Raw genomic sequence first — 18,736 nt, 5'->3', positions numbered from 1 at the left:
ATAATTTTTTACACACGCAAAAAAAATTCACTATTTATTTCTATAAACTATAAAATTTAACAATATCTTTACATTTTAAAGGATTAAAGGGCTTCAAATGTAAAAAAAGATTAAAAGAAAAGTTCATTTTTTTGTGTATTTTAGTCTTTTAAATTTAGTTTTTTTACTCCCATATTCCACAAGGTGAAAGCTTGCAAATCGGCGTTTTGTTCAATAGTTTTGCTTACGGGAGTTCCGGCGCCGTGCCCTGCATTAGTTTCTATTCTTATCAAGATAGGGTTGTTGCCTGTTTGTTTAGCTTGGAGTTCGGCGGCGAACTTAAAGCTGTGTGCGGGCACTACTCTATCGTCGTGGTCGCCAGTGGTGATGAGGGTTGCGGGGTAACTGACACCTTTTTTTACATTATGGAGTGGTGAATAGGCTTTTAGGTATTGGAACATTTCTTTGCTATCGTTAGCAGTACCATAGTCGTAAGCCCACCCAGCACCAGCGGTGAAGGTGTGATATCGCAACATATCGAGTACTCCGACGGCGGGCAGGGCAACTTTAAATAAGTCGGGGCGTTGCAACATTGTAGCGCCAACGAGTAGCCCTCCGTTAGATCCTCCTTTGATAGCGAGGTATTGTGGGGAGGTATATTTTTCGTTTACGAGGTACTCGGCGGCGGCTATAAAATCGTCGAAGACGTTTTGTTTTTGCATTTTGGTACCTGCATTGTGCCATTGTTTACCATATTCACCTCCTCCACGCAAATTGGGTACTGCATACACACCACCGAGTTCCATCCATACGGCATTGGCGACGCTGAAGGTTGGCATTAGGCTGATGTTGAATCCGCCGTAACCATATAATAAGGTGGGGTTTTTACCGTTGTGTTTGATTCCTTTTTTATAGGTAATCATCATTGGTATTTTGGTGCCATCTTTAGAGGTGTAGAATACTTGCTTGGATTCGTAGTTATTGGGGTCGAAGGCGATATTGGGTTTCCAATAGAGCTGTGTATCGCCTGTAGCTAAGTCCATTTTGTATATTTGGGTAGGATAGGCGTAATTGGTGAAAGAGAAATAGGTGTGAGTTTCTTGTTTTTTGGCGTGGAAACCAGCGGCTGTACCTATGCTGGGGAGTTTCACATCGCGTACTAACTCACCTTTATAGTTATATTGTTTTATTTGCGAGAGGGCATCGACCATATAGTGTGCGAAGAAATAATGCCCTGTTGCGGTGATACTCAATACGTTTTTGGTTTCGGGGACGACATCTTGCCAATGTTCGGGTTGTGGTTTGGTGGCTTCGGTTTTCACTAATCGTCCGTTAGGGGCATTGAGATTGGTTTCAAAGAATAGGGTTGATCCGTCGTTATCAATGAAATGGGTATCGGCATTGAAATCGTTGGTAATGGTTACTAAAGGGGCTTTAGGGTTTTTGAGGTCTTTTAAGAAGAGTTTGTTACCTGAGGTGTTTACTGCCGCTGAGATGATTAGGTAATGGGCATCTAAAGAGACTACTCCTGATACATAGCGATATTTTTCGGCAGGAGTACCGCCAAAGATGAGAGCATCATTTTTTTGGGGTGTACCGAGTTGGTGGTAGTAGAGTTTATGTTGGTCGGTTTTAGCTGATAGTTCACTTCCTTTGGGTTTATCATAACTGGAGTAGAAGAAACCTTCGTTGCCTTTCCAAGCAATAGAGCTGAACTTGATATCTATTAAGGTGTCGCCTATTACTTCTTTGGTTTTGGCGTTGAGGACGATGCCTTTGCGCCAGTCGCTACCGCCTTCGGAGATGAGGTAGGCTACTAAAGAGCCATCTTCGGAGAAGGCTACTTCGCCTAAAGAGGTGGTTCCATCGTTTGAGAAGGTATTGGGGTCTAAGAAAACTTCTTCTTTACCGTTTTTATCTTTACGATAGAGCACAGACTGGTTTTGCAATCCGTTGTTCTTATAATAATAAGTGTAGTCGCCTTCGGTGAAGGGTGCGCCTATTTTTTCGTAGTTCCAAAGTTTTTCGAGTTTTTGTTTAATGGTTTGCCTATAGGGGATTTTGGAGAGATAGGCGAAGGTGAAGTTGTTTTGAGTTTTTACCCACTGGGCGGTTTCGGTAGAGCGGTCGTCTTCGAGCCAACGGTAGGGGTCGGCGATTTGAGTGCCGAAATAGGTATCGACGGTGTTGTCGGTACGAGTTTGAGGGTAAGTCATTTTTTCGGTGTTAGGGTTGTTAGGGTTTTGATTACAGGCTACTAATAGTAGTAGTGCGGCGGGGAATAGTTTATGGGTCATATCATTAAATATTTTTTGGCAAAGTTATTAAATAGTTTTGTATTAAGCAAATTATTGTTTGTAATGATTTAGGAGTTTTTGGAGAATCTGGGAGAATCTCGGAGAAGATTGGAGGTGGGAGGGTGTTTGAAAAGTTTTTTTGGGGGTGTTGTGGGCGTTTGCAAATAAGGGCGTTTACAAAATGTTTTTTTGTGGGGGCGTTATGAGCATTTGCAAATAAGGGCGCTTACAAAATGTTTTTTTGGGGGGGCTGTCCTAAAAGTTTTTCTTGAGGGGGTGTTTGCAAAACGCCCCTACATAATACACTCTAAAAGTGATTGATTATCAGGATTATAGACTTTGTCAAAGTTTTGGGACTTTGACAAAGTTTATGATGCAAAAGCGATTTTTAGACTTTTCGGACAGCCCCTACATAACATACTTTAAAGGTGATTGATTATATGGGTAATCAACTTTGGCAAAGTCTAAGGACTTTGCCAAAGTGTAGCGATACAAAGGTGAATTTTAGGGCTTTTGGGGTAGCTTCTATTGATTCTGTTTTTCTAAATGCTGTTGAGGAACTCTAAGAGGTCTTCACGTTCTTTTTTGGTGAGTTTTAGGAATATTTTTTTGGATTTTTCACTTTCACCTCCGTGCCACAAAATAGCTTCGGTGATGTTTTTAGCACGACCGTCGTGGAGAAAATTGGTGTGCCCACTGGCTATTTCCTGTAAGCCTATTCCCCATAGAGGGCGGGTGCGCCATTCACGTCCGTTGGCTAAGAAGTCGGGGCGGTTGTCGGCGAGAGCGGGTCCCATATCGTGGAGTAGCATATCGGTATAGGGGTAGAAGGTTTGGTTAGCAAGGGCTGGAGTGGGGGCATTGAGGGTGCGTTGTTTTACAGTATGGCATTTGGCACAACCAATGCCCTCAAATATATATGCTCCATAACGCACTGATTTTTTATGGGCATTACGCATAGCAGGTACAGCTAATGTTTGGAGGTAGAACTCGGTAGCATCAACCATTTCCTTGCTCATTTCGGGGTCGTCGTTTTTGCCGTCATCGGAATGAGCTTGCCCTTTACCTATTTCGACGGGATAATAAGGGTTTGTTACTCCTAAATCGCCTGAGAAAGACCCAGCAGCTTCGTCTAAAAGGGTAGCGGTATTGGCTTTCCATCCGAATCGCCCTACCATTCTTTTTTTGTGAACGCCGTCCCACACGTAGTTTATTTTTCCAGAGATGCCGTCGTTGTTTGCATCGTTTACATCTTCTAAGGCTTTGAGATCGGCTTCGGGAATATTTTCTAAGAGTCCTAAGCCATAGATGGGCATACTTGTGCGCGGAGAGATGAGGATGTTAGGAGGTACGGTAGCACTTACGCCATTGAGGGTGTAGTGAGGTACTTTAAGGGTTACTTTAGAGCCGTCGCGGAAGGTGACGATAGAATCGGTAAAGCTTACAGCATATTTACCTTCGGGCTGGAAGCCAGTGAGGGCTCGGTTCTGTACTTGGGTTCCGAAACCAGGAACGGGTAAGGGGCCTCCGTGAGCATCGGTACCGGGGAGACTTACGCGCATAAAGAAGCCACGTGAGCGTTCTAAATCAGTAGGAAATGCGGCTCTACCATCGCCAGGGTGGCAGCTGATGCAAGAGTTACTGTTGAAAATAGGTCCTAAACCACCGTAGACAGGAGCGGGGTTGGTTACAAAAGTAGTTTCGAAAGCGCGGTCGCCAATGGTGTGTTTATCGTCTTCAGCTTCAGTAAGGTTAGGGGCTGCTACACTATAGGCTAAGCTATTTTCACTAAATATAGTAGTAGCTCCTCCTGCATAGATACGTTCGTTGAGGTCTAATAGGGTGAGCCCTTCATACTCATCGGAATCAGAGCTATCGCTTTTAGAGCAACTCATCAATAGTAGTGTACTAAAGGTAAGTGTGGTTATTATTTTTTTCATTGGAATGTTAGTTTTTTTAAACTATGAGGAAAACGGCAATGAGAAAAGTTTCTCTTTGCCGTTTTAAAAATTAGCGGTTGTTTTGATTAACCTTTAGTGATTGCATAGTATTTGTTTACTTCTTTTTCTATAATATCACGTAGTTCAAATACTGTTTGTTGGGCTTTTTTTACAGCGGCATTACCAGCTGCATTTCCTTTGGTGATTGCCTGAGTGAAAGTGCCAGGGATGGCTTCGAGGTTGTCGATAGCTTCTTGTATTTTGTTTTTGAGTTTGGTATCGAGGGCAGTGTCTTTTGCTTTGATGAGGTCGGAAATTCCTTTACCTTGTTTGCCGTTGTATTTGCCTAAATAGATATTTTGAATACTGCGGATGTTATCGGCGAAGTCTTTTTTAGAATTGTTGCTAAAGCGAGATTCTTCTTTATCAAATAGAGGGTCACCAGATTCGTTGAAACAGTTGGCTATTTTTTCGGCCGCTACTTCATTGGCTATATGCCATAAGCCAGATGCGATTTCGGAGACAGCATTTGCAGTTGTTTTGTATTTACCGGTACCTTTAGATGCGTTGTAGAAGTCTTCGGCATATTTTTGACCTTTAGTCCATCCGTTGAGTACAGCAGCAGTATTGTTTTTCATATCTTCAGCAGCTGCTTTTAGATATTCTTTTTGTCGAGCGGAGAGAGAAGCTGCTGTTGCATTGCCATTTTCACCCCAAATGAGGTATTCTATAAGGTGGAATCCACGTGTTTCGGGGTTACTTTTAATTACATCGGCGGTGATAGATGCTGTTCCGTTGATGATATTGTTCATAGCATTAACGTCTACAGGCCAAGTATCCATTGCTTCATCGAGGTCTTCAGGGAGTTTTACGGGGCCGTATAGGAAGCCTTCGGATTGTTCCCAAGGGGTACGGGCTGTTTTCCAAGCTTCTCGTGCTGCTGTGAGATTGGCATCGGTAGCATTATTTTCTAAAGAGGTAAGTGCGGTAACCATTGCATTGGTTTTGGCATCTAATTCGTGATAAGTAGGGACAATTACATTATTAACAACATCGTTGATTACGGCTTGTTCAGCAGCTACTTGAGCAGCAAGTTTTTGTTGTTCGTCGTCGTTGTTATCGTCTTTGTTACAGCCAATGAAGAAGAGGGCTGCAATTGTACTGAGTGTTAAGATTTTGGATTTCATATAGCTTATTTATTTAGATATTAGTTACTTGTTTAGGAGTTAGAAAGAGAAAGCGATACCAGCAGAGAAAGTGTTTTCTTTCATTTTTCTACCCATATACACGGGGATTATTTGGGTCATATCGTAGAAATCAGCACCTAAGGTACGCCATTCGTAATGAGCTTTAGCTACTATTTGAGGGGTGATAAACCAGTTGAGACCAGCGGTGAATGCTTTGCGTTCCCATTTAGGACTTCTAATGATGTTTCCTTGTGTTTTTCGCATTGTATCGTAGTACTCATAACGTACAAAAGGATATAGTTTTTGTTGAGTGTTTAGAGTGGGGAAAAGGTGGAGTATATCATAGCCTATTTCGGAAGATACACCCATAGCCTCTTTGCCTACATTGGTACGTTTTACGCCTAAAGTGCTTGACAAGCGACGGTTAGCCGCTGAGATAAGGTCGGAGTTTTGTACGGTTCCCCAAATAAGGGCTGCATTAAAACGCAAAGGGCCTTCGTCGTAAGAAAGGTGAGCTGTGAAGAGGGTTACATAGCCGTTTTTAGTAATATCTTTTTTGGAACGATTGGGGTTAGAGTTACCGTAGTAGAATCCAGCGCCTATAAAGGTATGTTTATTTTTTCCGAAGAGATAATCAATTTTACCTGAGTAAGCCCAAGCATCGGCATTAGCCATTTCAAAACGGAGTTGATGACCGCCTTTTACGAAGTTACGGGAGCTGAAGCCAGAAGAGTCGAGTCCGTTAGTAAAAGAGAGTTCGTATTTGAAGTTTTTGAGGAAAGTGCCGTATAATTGTAGTCCGTTTTCATACCAACCTAAGGGGAGGATTTCGTTTTCCATATTAGGTTTATGGGTGGTGAAGTAAGCAGTGGGTCGGTCGAGGGTTTGGGCGAGGTTTAGGTGTAGTTTTACGCGTCCTACGCGCACGCCGAGATAGGGGCGGAGATGGAAATCGAGGTACATTTGTTCGAGTTTTACCTCACCCCCAGCTTCAATTTCTTGTTCAAATTCTCCGGCTTCTTCTTGGACGTCGTATTCCATAGTTGCGCCTGTGCCACCGTGTTCAAACTCTACTTCAGAGCGCATACTTATCCAGTCGTTGAAGCGATAGCCTATATACAGATTGAGACGCTCGGGGTCTATCTTGTCGCGGATTTGCGAATCGGAGTCGTAAGTACCATAATTGTAATAGTTTACTGCTCCATAGCCGCTAAAAGAAAATTTATCCCAACTGAGGAGTGATTTTTTCTCTTTTTCTTTATCAAGAGAATCTTTTTGTTTTAACTCCTGAAGAATTTCCTGCTTGATTGTTTCCTTCATACTATTATAGTCGGTAACTTCTTGTGCTTTTAATAGCATAGGGAAGCTGGAAATCAATGCTATAGCCATTATCTTTTTCATCGAAAACACGTTGTTTAGAATAATTCGATGCAAAAGTATAGTTTATTTATTATACTTCCAAATAATTTATAGATTTTTTTTTTAGAAGGTTTTAGAGGGAGTGGAGTTTATAAATAGGGGCGTTTGCAAAACGCCCCTACATAATGTGATCTAAAAGTGATTGATTATTTGAGGAATCAACTGATGATTTAGGAGTTTTTGGAAAATCTCGGAGAATCTGGGAGAATCTGGGAGAATCTGGGAGAATCTCAGAGAATATTGGAGAATCTCGGAGGTGGGAGGGCGTTGTAAATAAGGGCGTTTGCAAAACGCCCCTACATAACATGCTCTAAAAGTGATTGATTATTTGAGAGATCAACTAATAATCAACTTTGGCAAAGTCCAAGGACTTTGCCAAAGTGTGTGATGTGATTTTAAATTTTCTTTACACGGCGTTCGTGTCGACCGCCCTCAAATGGGGTGATTAAGAAAGCGTTGGCAATTTCTACTGCTTGCTCAATGGCGGTGAAACGGGCGGGGATGCTGAGTACATTGGCATCGTTATGGGCACGGGCAAGGGCTGAAAGTTCTTTCGTCCAACATACAGCGCAACGCACGTGGGGGTGCTTGTTGGCAGTCATTGCGATGCCGTTGCCACTGCCGCAAATCACGATACCGAGGTCGGCTTTGCCTTCTTCCAAGGCTCGTGCGACAGCGTGACCGAAATCGGGGTAGTCAACACTTTCGGGGGTATCGGTTCCGAAGTTAAGAACTTCAATATTTTTGGTTTTTAAAAAGGCTGCGATAGCGTTCTTGTAATCGACTCCTGCGTGGTCGTTCCCTATGGCTATTTTCATTTTATTTTATTGTTGTGATTTTAATTTGTTTACTATGTCGATGATTTTGTTGTAGTTTGCTACAATTTCTTCATTGGTTGATTTTATAAAGTGCTCATTTCCCTCTTGGGTTGTATATAAACCATCAAAAGTTTTCTCAATAAGCTTTTCTATTTCGGTATTGGTAGGGTATTCCTTGCGATATACCTCAGCTTGGCGCGCCATTAGTTCTATGTGAGCATATACCACTCCGTATTGGTATAAATCTTCATAAGTTTTTTTAGCTAGAGCTACATCGATATTGTTCTTTTTATTGTTATAATTTTGGAGGAGTTCATTTGAGATTCTCTTTCCTTCTGTCCAAGCGTAATCTTGCCCAGCATATTTGTATTTATCCTTAGGATATTGAGGTAATTTATCGACCGCAGCGAGCAAGGTGTTGTACTCGGCAACGGTTTGATCAATAAGCTCTTTATAGGTGCTTATATCTTTCACATCGGTTTTGTAATAGGCGATATTCGCTTTGTGCGGAATAGCCTCTTTTTTTGTGGTTTCGGGGGTGTTATCGTCTTTCTTACACCCTGTGGCAAAGGATATTGCTAATGCAATTACTGTAAAAATAAAATAATGTTTCATATAAAGTTAATTAATACTTACGGTTAAAGTGAGTTTTTATGTTTGATATAGTTTTTGTAAGCTTCTCGGAGGGCATCGGCTTTGGTTTTGTGCGGGCTGTTAGTGCTCATATCATCAAAATACTGAAAAGATACTACTTTACTGACCTTTTTAATAGAAAGGGCTGTCTCTAATTGTTGTTTTACCCTATCGAAAGTAGCAGGATGAAAAGGATACTGACCATTGGGCGATGCAAAGGTTTCTAAATCACTCCAAAATACACCTTTATAGTTTTTGTTTTCTTCAAAGAGTCCGCGTTGTGCAGCCTCATAATAGCTTGCAAGGCGCTCAAGGGTTACGTGTTGTGCGCCTACGCCATCTTGCAACATTATAATTTGCAGGTTGCTTTTAGCTAATTCTGCCATAAAGTGTTGCAGTTGCTCAGGTGTGGAAAGTGAGCTATTCCAAAAGGCAGCGATAGACACAGGTTTGTTGTTCAATTGGTGCAAACGGCTGGAAATGCGATCTACAAATTGTTCTCTAAAAAGGCGTACTTTCTCATCGGTATTATAAACATTGGGCTCAGGCTCGTGCGGAATATACCAGCCTTTGAAAGCAGAATGTGTGCCAAACTGTGCTTGAATTTCTTCGGCTATGGCAATACAATAATTGGCTTGTGTTTGTAGCCATGCTACATCGGTTTGATGTTTCCAATAAGAATCATCAAAATGTAAACCTATATGCACCTCTATCCCCTTTCGCTGAGCAGATGCCAACACACGTTCAAGGGTGTGTTTGCTTTTGGTAGCGGTGAACGCATTTGCCGAATTGAACCAAGTGATATCGTTGGAAGGATTTTTGAATGCGGTATATTGCACAATAAGGGTATTCATTCCTAAATCTTTGATTTCGGTGAGGAGCTCATCCCATTGTGTTTCACTCCAATCACCTTTGCCAAAGAGCTGCACAAAAGTACCTGTAAGGGCTTTTGGGGTTGTTTGCTGAGGATATTCACAACCTTTTTCTTCGTTATTCTCTTTTTTACAAGCTATAAGGCAGGAAGTGCAGAGCAGGATAAAGAGTAAAATCTTTTTCATAGGTGTTATTCTTTTGTAAATTCTCTGATTTTCAATTCACCGGATTGGGGGTCAAAAAAGGCATAGGTAAAGTAGTGTATCCAGTCACCGGTGTTGATATAGGTACTCCCCTCCCCTACTTTGATGGTCATTGGTAAATGCCGGTGACCAAACAAAAAATAATCGTAATGCTGGGTTTCGAGTTTGCGCTTGCAATACTGCACCAACCATTCGTTGTCTTCTCCCAAGAAATGTACATCTTCAGCCCCTGAGATGAGTTTGTTTTTCACCGAGAGGTATTGCGCCAATCGCACGCCTATATCGGGGTGTAACCAGCGGAAAAGCCATTTGCAAAAGGGATTGGTAAAGACTTTTTTCATCCGCTTGTAACCTTTATCACCAGGCCCTAAGCCATCGCCGTGCCCTATCAAAAAACGTTTGCCTGCACATTCTACTTCCAGCGGACGGCGGTATACGGGGATTCCTAATTCCGTTTCGAAATAATCGTCCATCCACAAATCGTGATTGCCTACAAAAAAGTAGATAGGAATACCACTATCGCGCAGTTCCGCCAGCTTGCCCAAAGTACGTACAAAGCCTTTGGGGACAACTGTTTTGTACTCAAACCAAAAGTCGAAAAGGTCGCCAAGAAGGAAGATGGATCCTGCATCAGCTTTGATGCTGTCAAGCCATTGCACAAATTTAGCTTCGCGGGGTTTGCTTTCGGCAGCAGTGGGCGCTCCGAGGTGATTATCGGAGGCGAAGTATATCTTTTTATCTTTGGGTAATTCTATAGATAACATTGGTTCTTTAAGTTATCATCTATACAAAAAGTCGATTTTGTATAAATGAAGAATGTGATATGGCAAAAAATGGCGTTTTTTTGCCACGTTGTGTCATACGTGGAAAAAAATGGCGTTTTTTTGCCACGTTATACTTTTTCTCTTTGGAGTACTTTTATCAAATTTTCGTTGATATAATAGTTTGACTTCCCTATTTTCAACTTACTAATCAACCCTATTTCAGCAATCGTATCTAAATAGTTTTGTGCAGTACGCCTAACTATATCCAAATCTTCTTGCAAAAACTCTATCTTAGTATATGGGTTTTTAAAGAGGTTGTTCAGTAAATCCTGACTGTATATCTTGGGTAGCTCACTGCGCAAGCGTTGTTTGGTTTGTTGCATCAGCGTTTTGATGTTTTGTACCATCTCAATAGTTTCAATAGCGGTTACTTCTACTCCTTTGAGTAAATAAAAAATAAGCGTTTCCCAATCGCCTTTGGTTCTCACTCCTTGCAAAGCTTTGTAATAATCAGTTTTATGTTGAATGATATACCTACTCAGGTAAAGCACGGGCAAATCGAGCAAACCTTGTAATACCAAATACAAGATATTGATGATACGCCCTGTACGACCATTGCCGTCATAAAAAGGGTGAATACTCTCAAACTGATAATGGATAATTGCCATTTTAGTAAGTGGGTCAAGTTCTGAAAACTCAGGGTCGTTGATAAACTTTTCGAGATTTGCCATTAAGTTGAGTATTTCGTCTTTATCTTGTGGTGGTGTGTACACTACCTCATTATGGCTATTGACGAGCTTGGTGCCCACTTGCGTTCTGAAGCCTGCCTTGTTAGCTTCAAGTTGCTCCTGAATCAACAATATATGCTTGTTGAGCAACAACCGTTCATTGCGCACTATCTCAAAACCCATTTTCAAGCCTTTGGCATAATTTAGTACCTCTTTGCTGGCTGGGTTGGTATCAATCATAATGTTTTCCTTATAGAGGTCGTCGTGAGTGGTAACGATATTTTCAATCTCGCTACTGCTTTTTGCCTCTTGTAAGGAAAGAGTATTGATGAGGATTTGCTCATTAGGAATTGTTTTTACTACCCCTTTCAGTTCAGCTAAATGCCTATGAGAGAGGGTGAGTTGTTTGAGTATCTCACGGGTTTCAATTTCTGGTGGAGGTGGTAATAAGGGTAATGTAAAATCTGTTTTCATTATCTTAATGATTCATCAGTTCAGAGAGGTCTTTTTCTAAAAACTCGGCATCAATATGAAGTTGATAAGATTGGGGGTTGAAATAGATGTTGACATAGCCTTGCACGTTGAGTTTGGCTTGCAATATATCGAGATCTATATTGACAAAATTAATCTCATACACTTCTATAGGGGTAGTACTTTTGTCGAAACAACGCAGGCGTGTGAGTATCATATTTTCTTTAGCTTCATCTTCAGCTAGTATAGCTTGAGTTGCCATTGCTCTATATATTAGTATGGCTTTTCCGAATTTGCTATCAAAAGGAGTGTCGTTCATCGCATTGCTATCATAAAAAGCGGGTACCTCTTTCACCTCACAGTCATCGGCAGGAATGCGTTTTTCGCGCCAATATTTGCGAATTTCTTCTATAGAGATTTTTTTTGATTTTCTTTTATTCTTCTTTTTGATAAACCAAAAGAGTACTAATAAAGCTATTGCAATAATGATAATATTTTCCATAGTTTAATGTCTGTTTTGATATATTAATTCCTAATTCATTGACGAATTTCAGAGATTTTTATTAAGATGGAAAGATCTAAACTCAAAAAAGAGGTATCAACATAGTAATTTCCGCGTTTTTCTGGGTCTATAAACACATTTATATAACCTTGTACGTTGAGTTTAGCTCTCACAGTAGCTGCATCATAATCAATAAGTGTTACACGGTAGGCTTTAGCGGGCGAAAAACTTTTGTCGTAACAACTCAACTTTACCAAATTTACATTCTCATCGGATAGCATCTGTTCGTGTAAATGATAGTCTATATGTTCATCTTTAATTTTTTGTAAGTCAAAAGTGGCTCTTTCATTTAATACATCACAATTCTCAGCATCAATACGCAAACGTTTCCAATGATCATAGATATATTGTTTTTCTTCTGAGCTCTTATTATTGTTAAAACGCTTGCGCAGGATAGCTTTAGCAGCTGCCTCATCTCCACTATCACGAGATACAAACATTTCTTTTAAGAAATCAAACCACCCCATAGCTTTAGTCTTTATTTATTATCTGATGCAAACCATTCGGCATAGGAACTTTCGGTTTCGCAAAGGCGTACCGAAAAGAGAGCTACTCCAGCGGGTAGTTGGTAGGCAATACGCTGGGCAAAGTCGGTTACGAGGTTTTCGCTGGTAGGTTGATAAGGCACCGTGATAATGCGATGCCCCTTGGCGCGCAGTTCGTCGGCTAAGGCTTTGTGAGGAGAGAGTTCGTTGAAAACCATTGCGTGATCGAAAGCATCGATAATTTGCTCCTGTACAATGCGTTTGAGGTCACCAAAATCGATAACCATACCATTTTTCACGTTGTTAGGATTGTTGATAGGTTCGCCTATCACTGTTACGTAGAGTTTATAGCTGTGTCCGTGCAGGTTTTTGCACTTGCCGTCATAGCCAAAAAGAGCGTGTCCTGCTTCAAAGTCGAATTTTTTAGTAATGCGAATCATAATAATTGACAATTAACAATGATTCATTAACAATTAACAATTGATAATGAATCATTATTTTGGTGCAAATGTAGTGAATAATTAGAGAATTAGCAAAATTATTCGTACATTTGCCCCATATTCTTATAAAAATCAATTCCAATGAAAAAAATTTTATTCAGTATCGCAGCAATGGCAATGCTTGTAGGTTGTGGTAGTAAAGACGATGATACTCCTAATGGCGGTGATGGCAAAGGTGGTAATGGGACTACTACCCCTACTACGCAAAGCGACTACTTGCCTACTAAAAAAGTAAAAACAATTACTTGTAAAGCTATCATAGTGGAAATAGACTATACAGGTGGTGCTCCTGCCCCTTCTCTTGAAAGTGCGTTAGAACCCTCTCTCAACGGTCAAAAATTTGTAGCAAAGACTTTGAACTTTGCTTATGAATACGATGAAAAAGGAAGAATCAAAAAGATTACTAGAAAGGAAGAGGGCAAAAGTGATAATGTAAAAACATTTATTTATGGAGATAGTTCTGTGAAAATAACTTTTCCTAATGAAGATACAGGAGGTATAGAAAATCGAGAAGTGGGACTCAACGCTGCTGGTAATATGTTAGGTTTAGGAACTTACGACAGTAACCAACGATTGACAAAAGGTTCTAGAGGTGATTTTGAGTGGACAAATGACAATCTGACTAAGATTAGTGAAAAGAGAAATTGGAGGGGCAAAGTTACCACGGTTGCAAATCAGCTTTCTTATAACAACAACTTGAACAAAAATAAGTTTTTGTTGTACAACTTTGAAGGGGATGCTGTGACTAGTTATGCTCAATATTTCGATTTTCAAATAGGTTGGATACAAGGAGTGGCTCCTAAGAACTTGTTACAACAAAGGGTTTTAACAGAAGATGGCACTATTTTAAATTACACTAATAACTATACTTATACTTTTGATACTGATGGTTTTGTAAAGACTATCAACGAAACCCGAAATGCAAGAGCTGGTAGTGATACAGGTCTTGGTTATTTTACTGACGCTGATTATTTAACAAAATTAACAACTCTTATCACTAACATTCAAAATGGTACTGAGAAAAACAAAAAATACCAATTGGTAAGTGATAAAAGTGATGAAAAAGTGTTTGATATTATTATCCCTATAAAAGTGGAGAAAGATAAGAATGGTAAAACTATCAACTTAACAGTAAATAAAGTAGCTCGCCACACTTTCAAACTTAAAACTGAAAATGGAGCGCAAGTAGTAGATAATATTCGTGTTGAAATTAGCTATAATAGTGATATGACTACTACTTATCAGTTGAATTACTAATATTCCAATATACAAATAATAAAAAAAGCGACTCGAAAATGAGTCGCTTTTTTGTTGCAAAATTACGAATAAAAAGCAAAACTACAAAAAATAATGTAATTAGCTCATACAAAGAGGATTAATTTTTTGACAGGAAGATAAGAGAAGACAGAGTCTTAGATGTTTTAGATAGGTTTTTTCAAAATTAGGTTTCTAAATCGTTACCTACCATACTGAAAAATATTTTTTATTAATAGGTTATATTTCAGTGTTTTACACCTTTTTTCATATTGTACAGTAACTTGATAAAAAGTACTTTCGCAAATTAAAAAATTAGAGTATGAAAAAAGTAAAACGCTCAACCTTTAAGGTATTGTTTTACCTTAAAAAGAATGCCCCAAAGAAGAACGGTAAGGTTGCTATTATGGGGCGTATTACCATTGACAATCAGGTAGCTCAGTTTAGTACCAAACTTGAAATCCTTCCACAGAAATGGGATTTGAAGTACGGAAGGGTAACAGGTAAAACAGAAGAAGCTACCCAACTTAATCGCAAGCTGGAAGAGATTCGCTCACGTATTATTACTCATTACAAGGAACTGATGAAGTACGAGGGAGTGGTTACTGCTCAGAAGCTAAAAGCTACTTTTCTAGGCATAGGAGTAATGGAAGATTCCTTGCTAAAAGTCTATGAGAATTTCAAAGAAGGCTTTGCCTTGATGGTAGAAAAAGGTGTTAGAAGTTACAGCACTCTTAACAAATATGAGAATGTATATACTCATTTGAGCGAGTTTATCCAGTATAAATACCGCAGAAGTGATATTTCTTTCAAAGAGCTTACAGAAGACTTTATCAACGATTTTGATTTCTATCTTAGAGTTAATAAAAGTCTTACTCACAACACAATATGGGTTTATATGATGCCCCTTTGTAAAATGGTAGAAATAGCCATAGACAAAGGAATTATCTATCGCAATCCTTTTAAGAATTATATAAGTTCTATGGAGGAGAAAGATAGAGGCTATTTGCTTAGAGAGGAAGTAGAAACTCTTTTACAATATCACCCTAAGAGTGCTTCTGCTGAATTAGTACGAGACCTATTTGTTTTTAGTTGCTTTACAGGCTTCTCTTATATTGATATCAAACAACTTAAAAGAAGCCACTTACAATCGTTCTTTGACGGCAACAAATGGCTTATCAAACGCCGTCAGAAATCTGATGTGCCCTGTAATGTACGTCTGTTGGATATAGCCGAGAAAATTATTGAAAAATATGAAGGTACGACTCGTACTGAGGTATTGTTTCCTACGCCCTCCAACACTAATTGCAACCTCTTAATCAGAAAGATGATGAAAGATTGTAACATCATTCGTGAAAAACCCATTTCATTTCACTGGGCACGCCATACCTTTGGTACTCTGTTCTTAACAGAAGGGGTTCCCTTGGAAAGCGTTAGTAAGATGATGGGACATAAGAATATCAAAACTACCCAGATTTATACTAAAATCACCAATGAGAAAATCAGCAAGGATATGGAAATTGCTGCCGAACGATTAAAGAATTTAAAGATAGGATAGCTTCTCAGTGTCTTTTAAAAATTAGAAATCCATTGATAACATTTCAAAAAGAGATGTGTCGATGGATTTTTTTGTTGCCTTACAGAAAGCTATTAGAAGAGAAAAAGACTTCAACAAATAAGGAAAAGGGTATTCGTTTGTCACAAATAGAAATACGTCATTAAGACTTACCTATTTTCCCTGTTTTAAACACTTAAGGCACGTAATGGCGGTTCGTTGTTCGAGTGCAAAGGTATTTCTGTGTTCTTAACGCTTCTTGCAAGGTCAAGCCCGATGGGTTTTCAAAAAAATCTCCAGCCCTTGTCCGTTGTCCTGCGGGTAGTATTTTTTTGAAAAACCTTGCAGAAGCTAAACACAGACCTTTTATGGCACTCGAAACGAAACCAGCTCATTCCGACCTTTAAGCGAATAAAAAAAATGTCAAATATGAGAAAAATGCCGCTTCTTACAGATTGTTTTTTGAAACGAATACCGCTTTTCCTCCCATTGTCGAATAAAAATTTCAAACTATGTAGCTACCTAATTACGTTTTTACCTTCGTACATACTTGCTTGCTTTAATGCGTGAATGCAAAGTAATGTACAAATATACATATAGCTTTACATAGAATTGTAAATAACTCTGTAAGTAAGTGATTAAATATATTGCTAATATGCCCTAAATCACTTTACCTACTCGTAGTGTAAATTTCTCTCTTTATGGCTAATTAAAATTCGACCGTTAGGGAGAATTTTCTGTTCACCCAAACAGAGCAAGTTGTGTTTTGAGGCACGCATTAGGCGTGTAGGCACCTCAAAACCACTTGCCCTTGCAGGGATTAAAACACACTCCGAAGTCGTGGTTTTTTACTTTTATATTTTTATTGTATTTCTAATGTAATAAAATTTTATTCAGGTGTCAAAATAATTTCATATATTTGCACTCTGAAAATTAATGTATTATGGAATTATTCAAAGGACAAAGCCTCTTAGAGTTTACTGAACGCTTTAAAACAGACTTAGATTGCGAAGAATACTTAGCTTCCATAAAATGGGAAAAAGGGTATTGTTGCCGTAAATGTGGACATACAAAATACCAAGTTCGCAAAGATTTTTCACACACTTGCAATATCTGTTCAGATACAGAAAGTCCTACAGCTGGAACTTTGTTTCACAAGCTAAAATTTGGACTTCTCAAAGCATTTTATATATGTTTTGAGATGTCAACAACTACAAAAAGTCTATCAGCATCACAAGTTGCTCGTCGTTATGATATTAGTCGACAAACAGCACATTATTTTATGCACAAGGTTCGTGAAGCTATGAAATCCAGTGAGTCACAGAAAATGGATGGCAAAGTGCAAGTCGATGAATTTACCATAGGAGGAAAAGAAGAAGGAAAACAAGGTAGAAGTTATGACGCAAAGAAAAAGAAAGTTCTTTGTGCGATACAACTTAGTAACCAAGGTAAAGTTAAACGTTTTTATGCATTTAAAATTCCTGACTATTCCTCAAAATCACTACGAACAATATTTGATAAACACATTGATAAGACAGCTTATATAACGACTGATGAATGGAAAGGCTATAGACCTATAAAGGACTATAATATAACTCAAAAACCGAGTAATGACGGAAAGAATTTTCCTACATTACACAAAGTAATACACCAAGTAAAATCTTGGATAAGAGGTATATATTCTTGGGTTTCAGAGTTTAATATAGACCGCTATTTAGCTGAGTATAGTTTTAGAATCAATCGCTCACAGAGCAAAGAGACTATCTTTAACAATCTAATAAAAAGATTGATTGAAAGAAAACCTATTTTCCAATCTCTGTTAATATGCCCTTAACTTGACACCTCAAAAATTTTAATAATATATCCGATACATTACCAATTCTAATCACTATCTTTTCCAGCATTTACTAAGGTTGCGTTGATAAAGAATGCTCCTTTGGTGGCAATAGTCTGTTCGGGGGCTATAGGTTTTACAGGGGCAATGGCAGTATACCCACTTTCGGAAGCTCCTTTTACTACCTCCACTTTCTCAAAAGAGGTTTCTTTATCCGAAGTTTGGGTTACCAGAAAAATGTAGGATTTACCAGCATCCTCTACGATAGCCTCGTTAGGTACAGCAGGGGTCGTTTGTTTGTCAAGACTGATAACCCCTGTTACATTCATTCCATTGATGAGCCCTTGTTTGTCACCCTCTACGTGGCAATGTACAATGATGCTTTTGCTTTCGTTTTCAAACGAAGCCGCAATGTTATACACTTGGGCATCATATTCGCGAGAGGTGTTATTGGTAGGGTTGAAGTGCACTTGTTGTCCTACCTTAATGTAAGGCAAGTCACGCTCATACACTTGCAAGTGCAGGTGTAGCGAACTGTTGTCGATGATTTCCACAATAGGGGTGGAGGCATCTATATAAGCCCCTTTGTTAGTATATACCGCACTGATATTCCCACTAATAGGAGCCACTATCGCCAAAGTAGATTGCATTCCCTTATCGGTGAGTGTTTGAGGGTTTAAGCCCATTAGGCGTATTTGTTCTTCAAGCGAAGCTTTTTCGGTACGGAGAGTGCGTAGCTGAGTAGTAGCGGCTTGTAGGTTCTTACCAGTACCAGCATTCCCTTCATAGAGGGTTTGCTGACGGTCAAGTTCTTGTTTAGCAAGTTCTATCTGACCATTAACGGTGAGCAAGCGCTGTTGTTGTTGCAAGAATTCTGGGTTAGAAACAGTAGCGATTACTTGCCCTTTTTGCACATAACTGCCTATCTCTACCTTTACGCTCTTGATAATCCCCGCATATACAGTCGATACCTTCGCCTGATGGTCGGCAGGCACGCTCAGTATTCCATTGGCTTTGAGGGTAGCGGCAAGAGCTTTTTCTTCTATATGTCCCAAACGAATATCTACAGTTTGGATTTGAGCTTGGGTAAGGGTGGTGAGATTGCCTCCTTCTTCGTGGTGTTCTTCGCGCTCTTCGAGCTTTTGATTATTGGTAGTTGTAGGAGTGCCATTGCAGGCTGATAGACTAATTCCTATAAGGATAAAAGCGATTTTTATACCATATTTTTTCATTT

Annotated in this window: 16 protein-coding genes; 3 read left to right on the top strand and 13 right to left on the bottom strand. The window is 39.4% G+C overall.

Annotated elements, in window-relative coordinates; genetic code table 11:
- Positions 1 to 140: 140 nt before the first annotated feature.
- The 12 genes from CBG49_RS03160 to CBG49_RS03105 all read right to left on the bottom strand — a co-directional run bounded on the left by CBG49_RS03160 (position 141) and on the right by CBG49_RS03105 (position 12,799).
- A complete protein-coding gene (locus CBG49_RS03160) occupies positions 141 to 2,276 on the bottom strand; it encodes a prolyl oligopeptidase family serine peptidase (RefSeq protein ID WP_088593341.1) in 2,136 nt (711 codons plus the stop codon).
- Between the two features lie 542 nt (positions 2,277 to 2,818).
- A complete protein-coding gene (locus tag CBG49_RS03155; protein ID WP_088593340.1) occupies positions 2,819 to 4,216 on the bottom strand; it encodes a di-heme oxidoreductase family protein in 1,398 nt (465 codons plus the stop codon).
- Positions 4,217 to 4,302: 86 nt separating this feature from the next.
- Positions 4,303 to 5,403, bottom strand: a complete 1,101-nt coding sequence (locus CBG49_RS03150) for an imelysin family protein (RefSeq protein WP_088593339.1) — start codon at positions 5,401 to 5,403, stop codon at positions 4,303 to 4,305.
- Positions 5,404 to 5,442: 39 nt separating this feature from the next.
- Positions 5,443 to 6,804, bottom strand: a complete 1,362-nt coding sequence (locus CBG49_RS03145; RefSeq protein WP_088593338.1) for a hypothetical protein — start codon at positions 6,802 to 6,804, stop codon at positions 5,443 to 5,445.
- Positions 6,805 to 7,217: 413 nt separating this feature from the next.
- A complete protein-coding gene (gene rpiB, locus CBG49_RS03140) occupies positions 7,218 to 7,640 on the bottom strand; it encodes a ribose 5-phosphate isomerase B (protein ID WP_088593337.1) in 423 nt (140 codons plus the stop codon).
- A 6-nt stretch (positions 7,641 to 7,646) separates the two neighbouring features.
- Positions 7,647 to 8,255 carry a GAG-binding domain-containing protein gene (locus CBG49_RS03135; RefSeq protein ID WP_088593336.1) on the bottom strand — a complete coding sequence of 203 codons (609 nt, stop codon included), beginning with the start codon at positions 8,253 to 8,255 and terminating at the stop codon, positions 7,647 to 7,649.
- 23 nt (positions 8,256 to 8,278) lie between these two features.
- Positions 8,279 to 9,331, bottom strand: a complete 1,053-nt coding sequence (locus tag CBG49_RS03130) for a DUF4434 domain-containing protein (protein ID WP_088593335.1) — start codon at positions 9,329 to 9,331, stop codon at positions 8,279 to 8,281.
- Positions 9,332 to 9,336: 5 nt separating this feature from the next.
- Positions 9,337 to 10,113, bottom strand: a complete 777-nt coding sequence (locus CBG49_RS03125) for a UDP-2,3-diacylglucosamine diphosphatase (protein WP_088593334.1) — start codon at positions 10,111 to 10,113, stop codon at positions 9,337 to 9,339.
- 128 nt (positions 10,114 to 10,241) lie between these two features.
- Complete coding sequence (locus CBG49_RS03120; RefSeq protein WP_088593333.1) at positions 10,242 to 11,315, bottom strand: Fic family protein; 1,074 nt, start codon at positions 11,313 to 11,315, stop codon at positions 10,242 to 10,244.
- Between the two features lie 4 nt (positions 11,316 to 11,319).
- Complete coding sequence (locus CBG49_RS03115; RefSeq protein WP_088593332.1) at positions 11,320 to 11,814, bottom strand: hypothetical protein; 495 nt, start codon at positions 11,812 to 11,814, stop codon at positions 11,320 to 11,322.
- A 35-nt stretch (positions 11,815 to 11,849) separates the two neighbouring features.
- Positions 11,850 to 12,314 carry a hypothetical protein gene (locus CBG49_RS03110; protein WP_162613455.1) on the bottom strand — a complete coding sequence of 155 codons (465 nt, stop codon included), beginning with the start codon at positions 12,312 to 12,314 and terminating at the stop codon, positions 11,850 to 11,852.
- Positions 12,315 to 12,352: 38 nt separating this feature from the next.
- Positions 12,353 to 12,799 (bottom strand): 6-pyruvoyl trahydropterin synthase family protein, encoded by a 447-nt coding sequence (locus CBG49_RS03105; protein ID WP_009414239.1) that lies wholly within the window; start codon positions 12,797 to 12,799, stop codon positions 12,353 to 12,355.
- Between the two features lie 141 nt (positions 12,800 to 12,940).
- On the opposite strand from CBG49_RS03105, the gene CBG49_RS03100 reads away from it, so the two are divergent.
- The 3 genes from CBG49_RS03100 (at position 12,941) to CBG49_RS03085 (ending at position 17,502) form a co-directional block, all read left to right on the top strand.
- Entirely contained in the window at positions 12,941 to 14,116 is a 1,176-nt protein-coding gene (locus CBG49_RS03100) for a DUF4595 domain-containing protein (RefSeq protein ID WP_088593330.1), read from the top strand.
- Between the two features lie 319 nt (positions 14,117 to 14,435).
- Positions 14,436 to 15,671, top strand: a complete 1,236-nt coding sequence (locus tag CBG49_RS03095; RefSeq protein ID WP_088593329.1) for a site-specific integrase — start codon at positions 14,436 to 14,438, stop codon at positions 15,669 to 15,671.
- A gap of 940 nt (positions 15,672 to 16,611) precedes the next feature.
- On the top strand, positions 16,612 to 17,502 hold the full coding sequence (locus tag CBG49_RS03085; protein WP_088593328.1) for an IS1595 family transposase: 891 nt from the start codon (positions 16,612 to 16,614) through the stop codon (positions 17,500 to 17,502).
- A 47-nt stretch (positions 17,503 to 17,549) separates the two neighbouring features.
- Here CBG49_RS03085 and CBG49_RS03080 read toward each other — a convergent pair whose 3' ends face one another.
- On the bottom strand, positions 17,550 to 18,734 hold the full coding sequence (locus CBG49_RS03080; protein WP_009411030.1) for an efflux RND transporter periplasmic adaptor subunit: 1,185 nt from the start codon (positions 18,732 to 18,734) through the stop codon (positions 17,550 to 17,552).
- Positions 18,735 to 18,736: the final 2 nt, after the last annotated feature.

This window comes from Capnocytophaga endodontalis (genome assembly GCF_002209445.1).
Taxonomy (GTDB): Bacteria; Bacteroidota; Bacteroidia; order Flavobacteriales; family Flavobacteriaceae; genus Capnocytophaga; species Capnocytophaga periodontitidis.
Note: the sequence above shows the minus strand (reverse complement) of the source record. Positions and strands in the feature narration are given on the sequence as shown.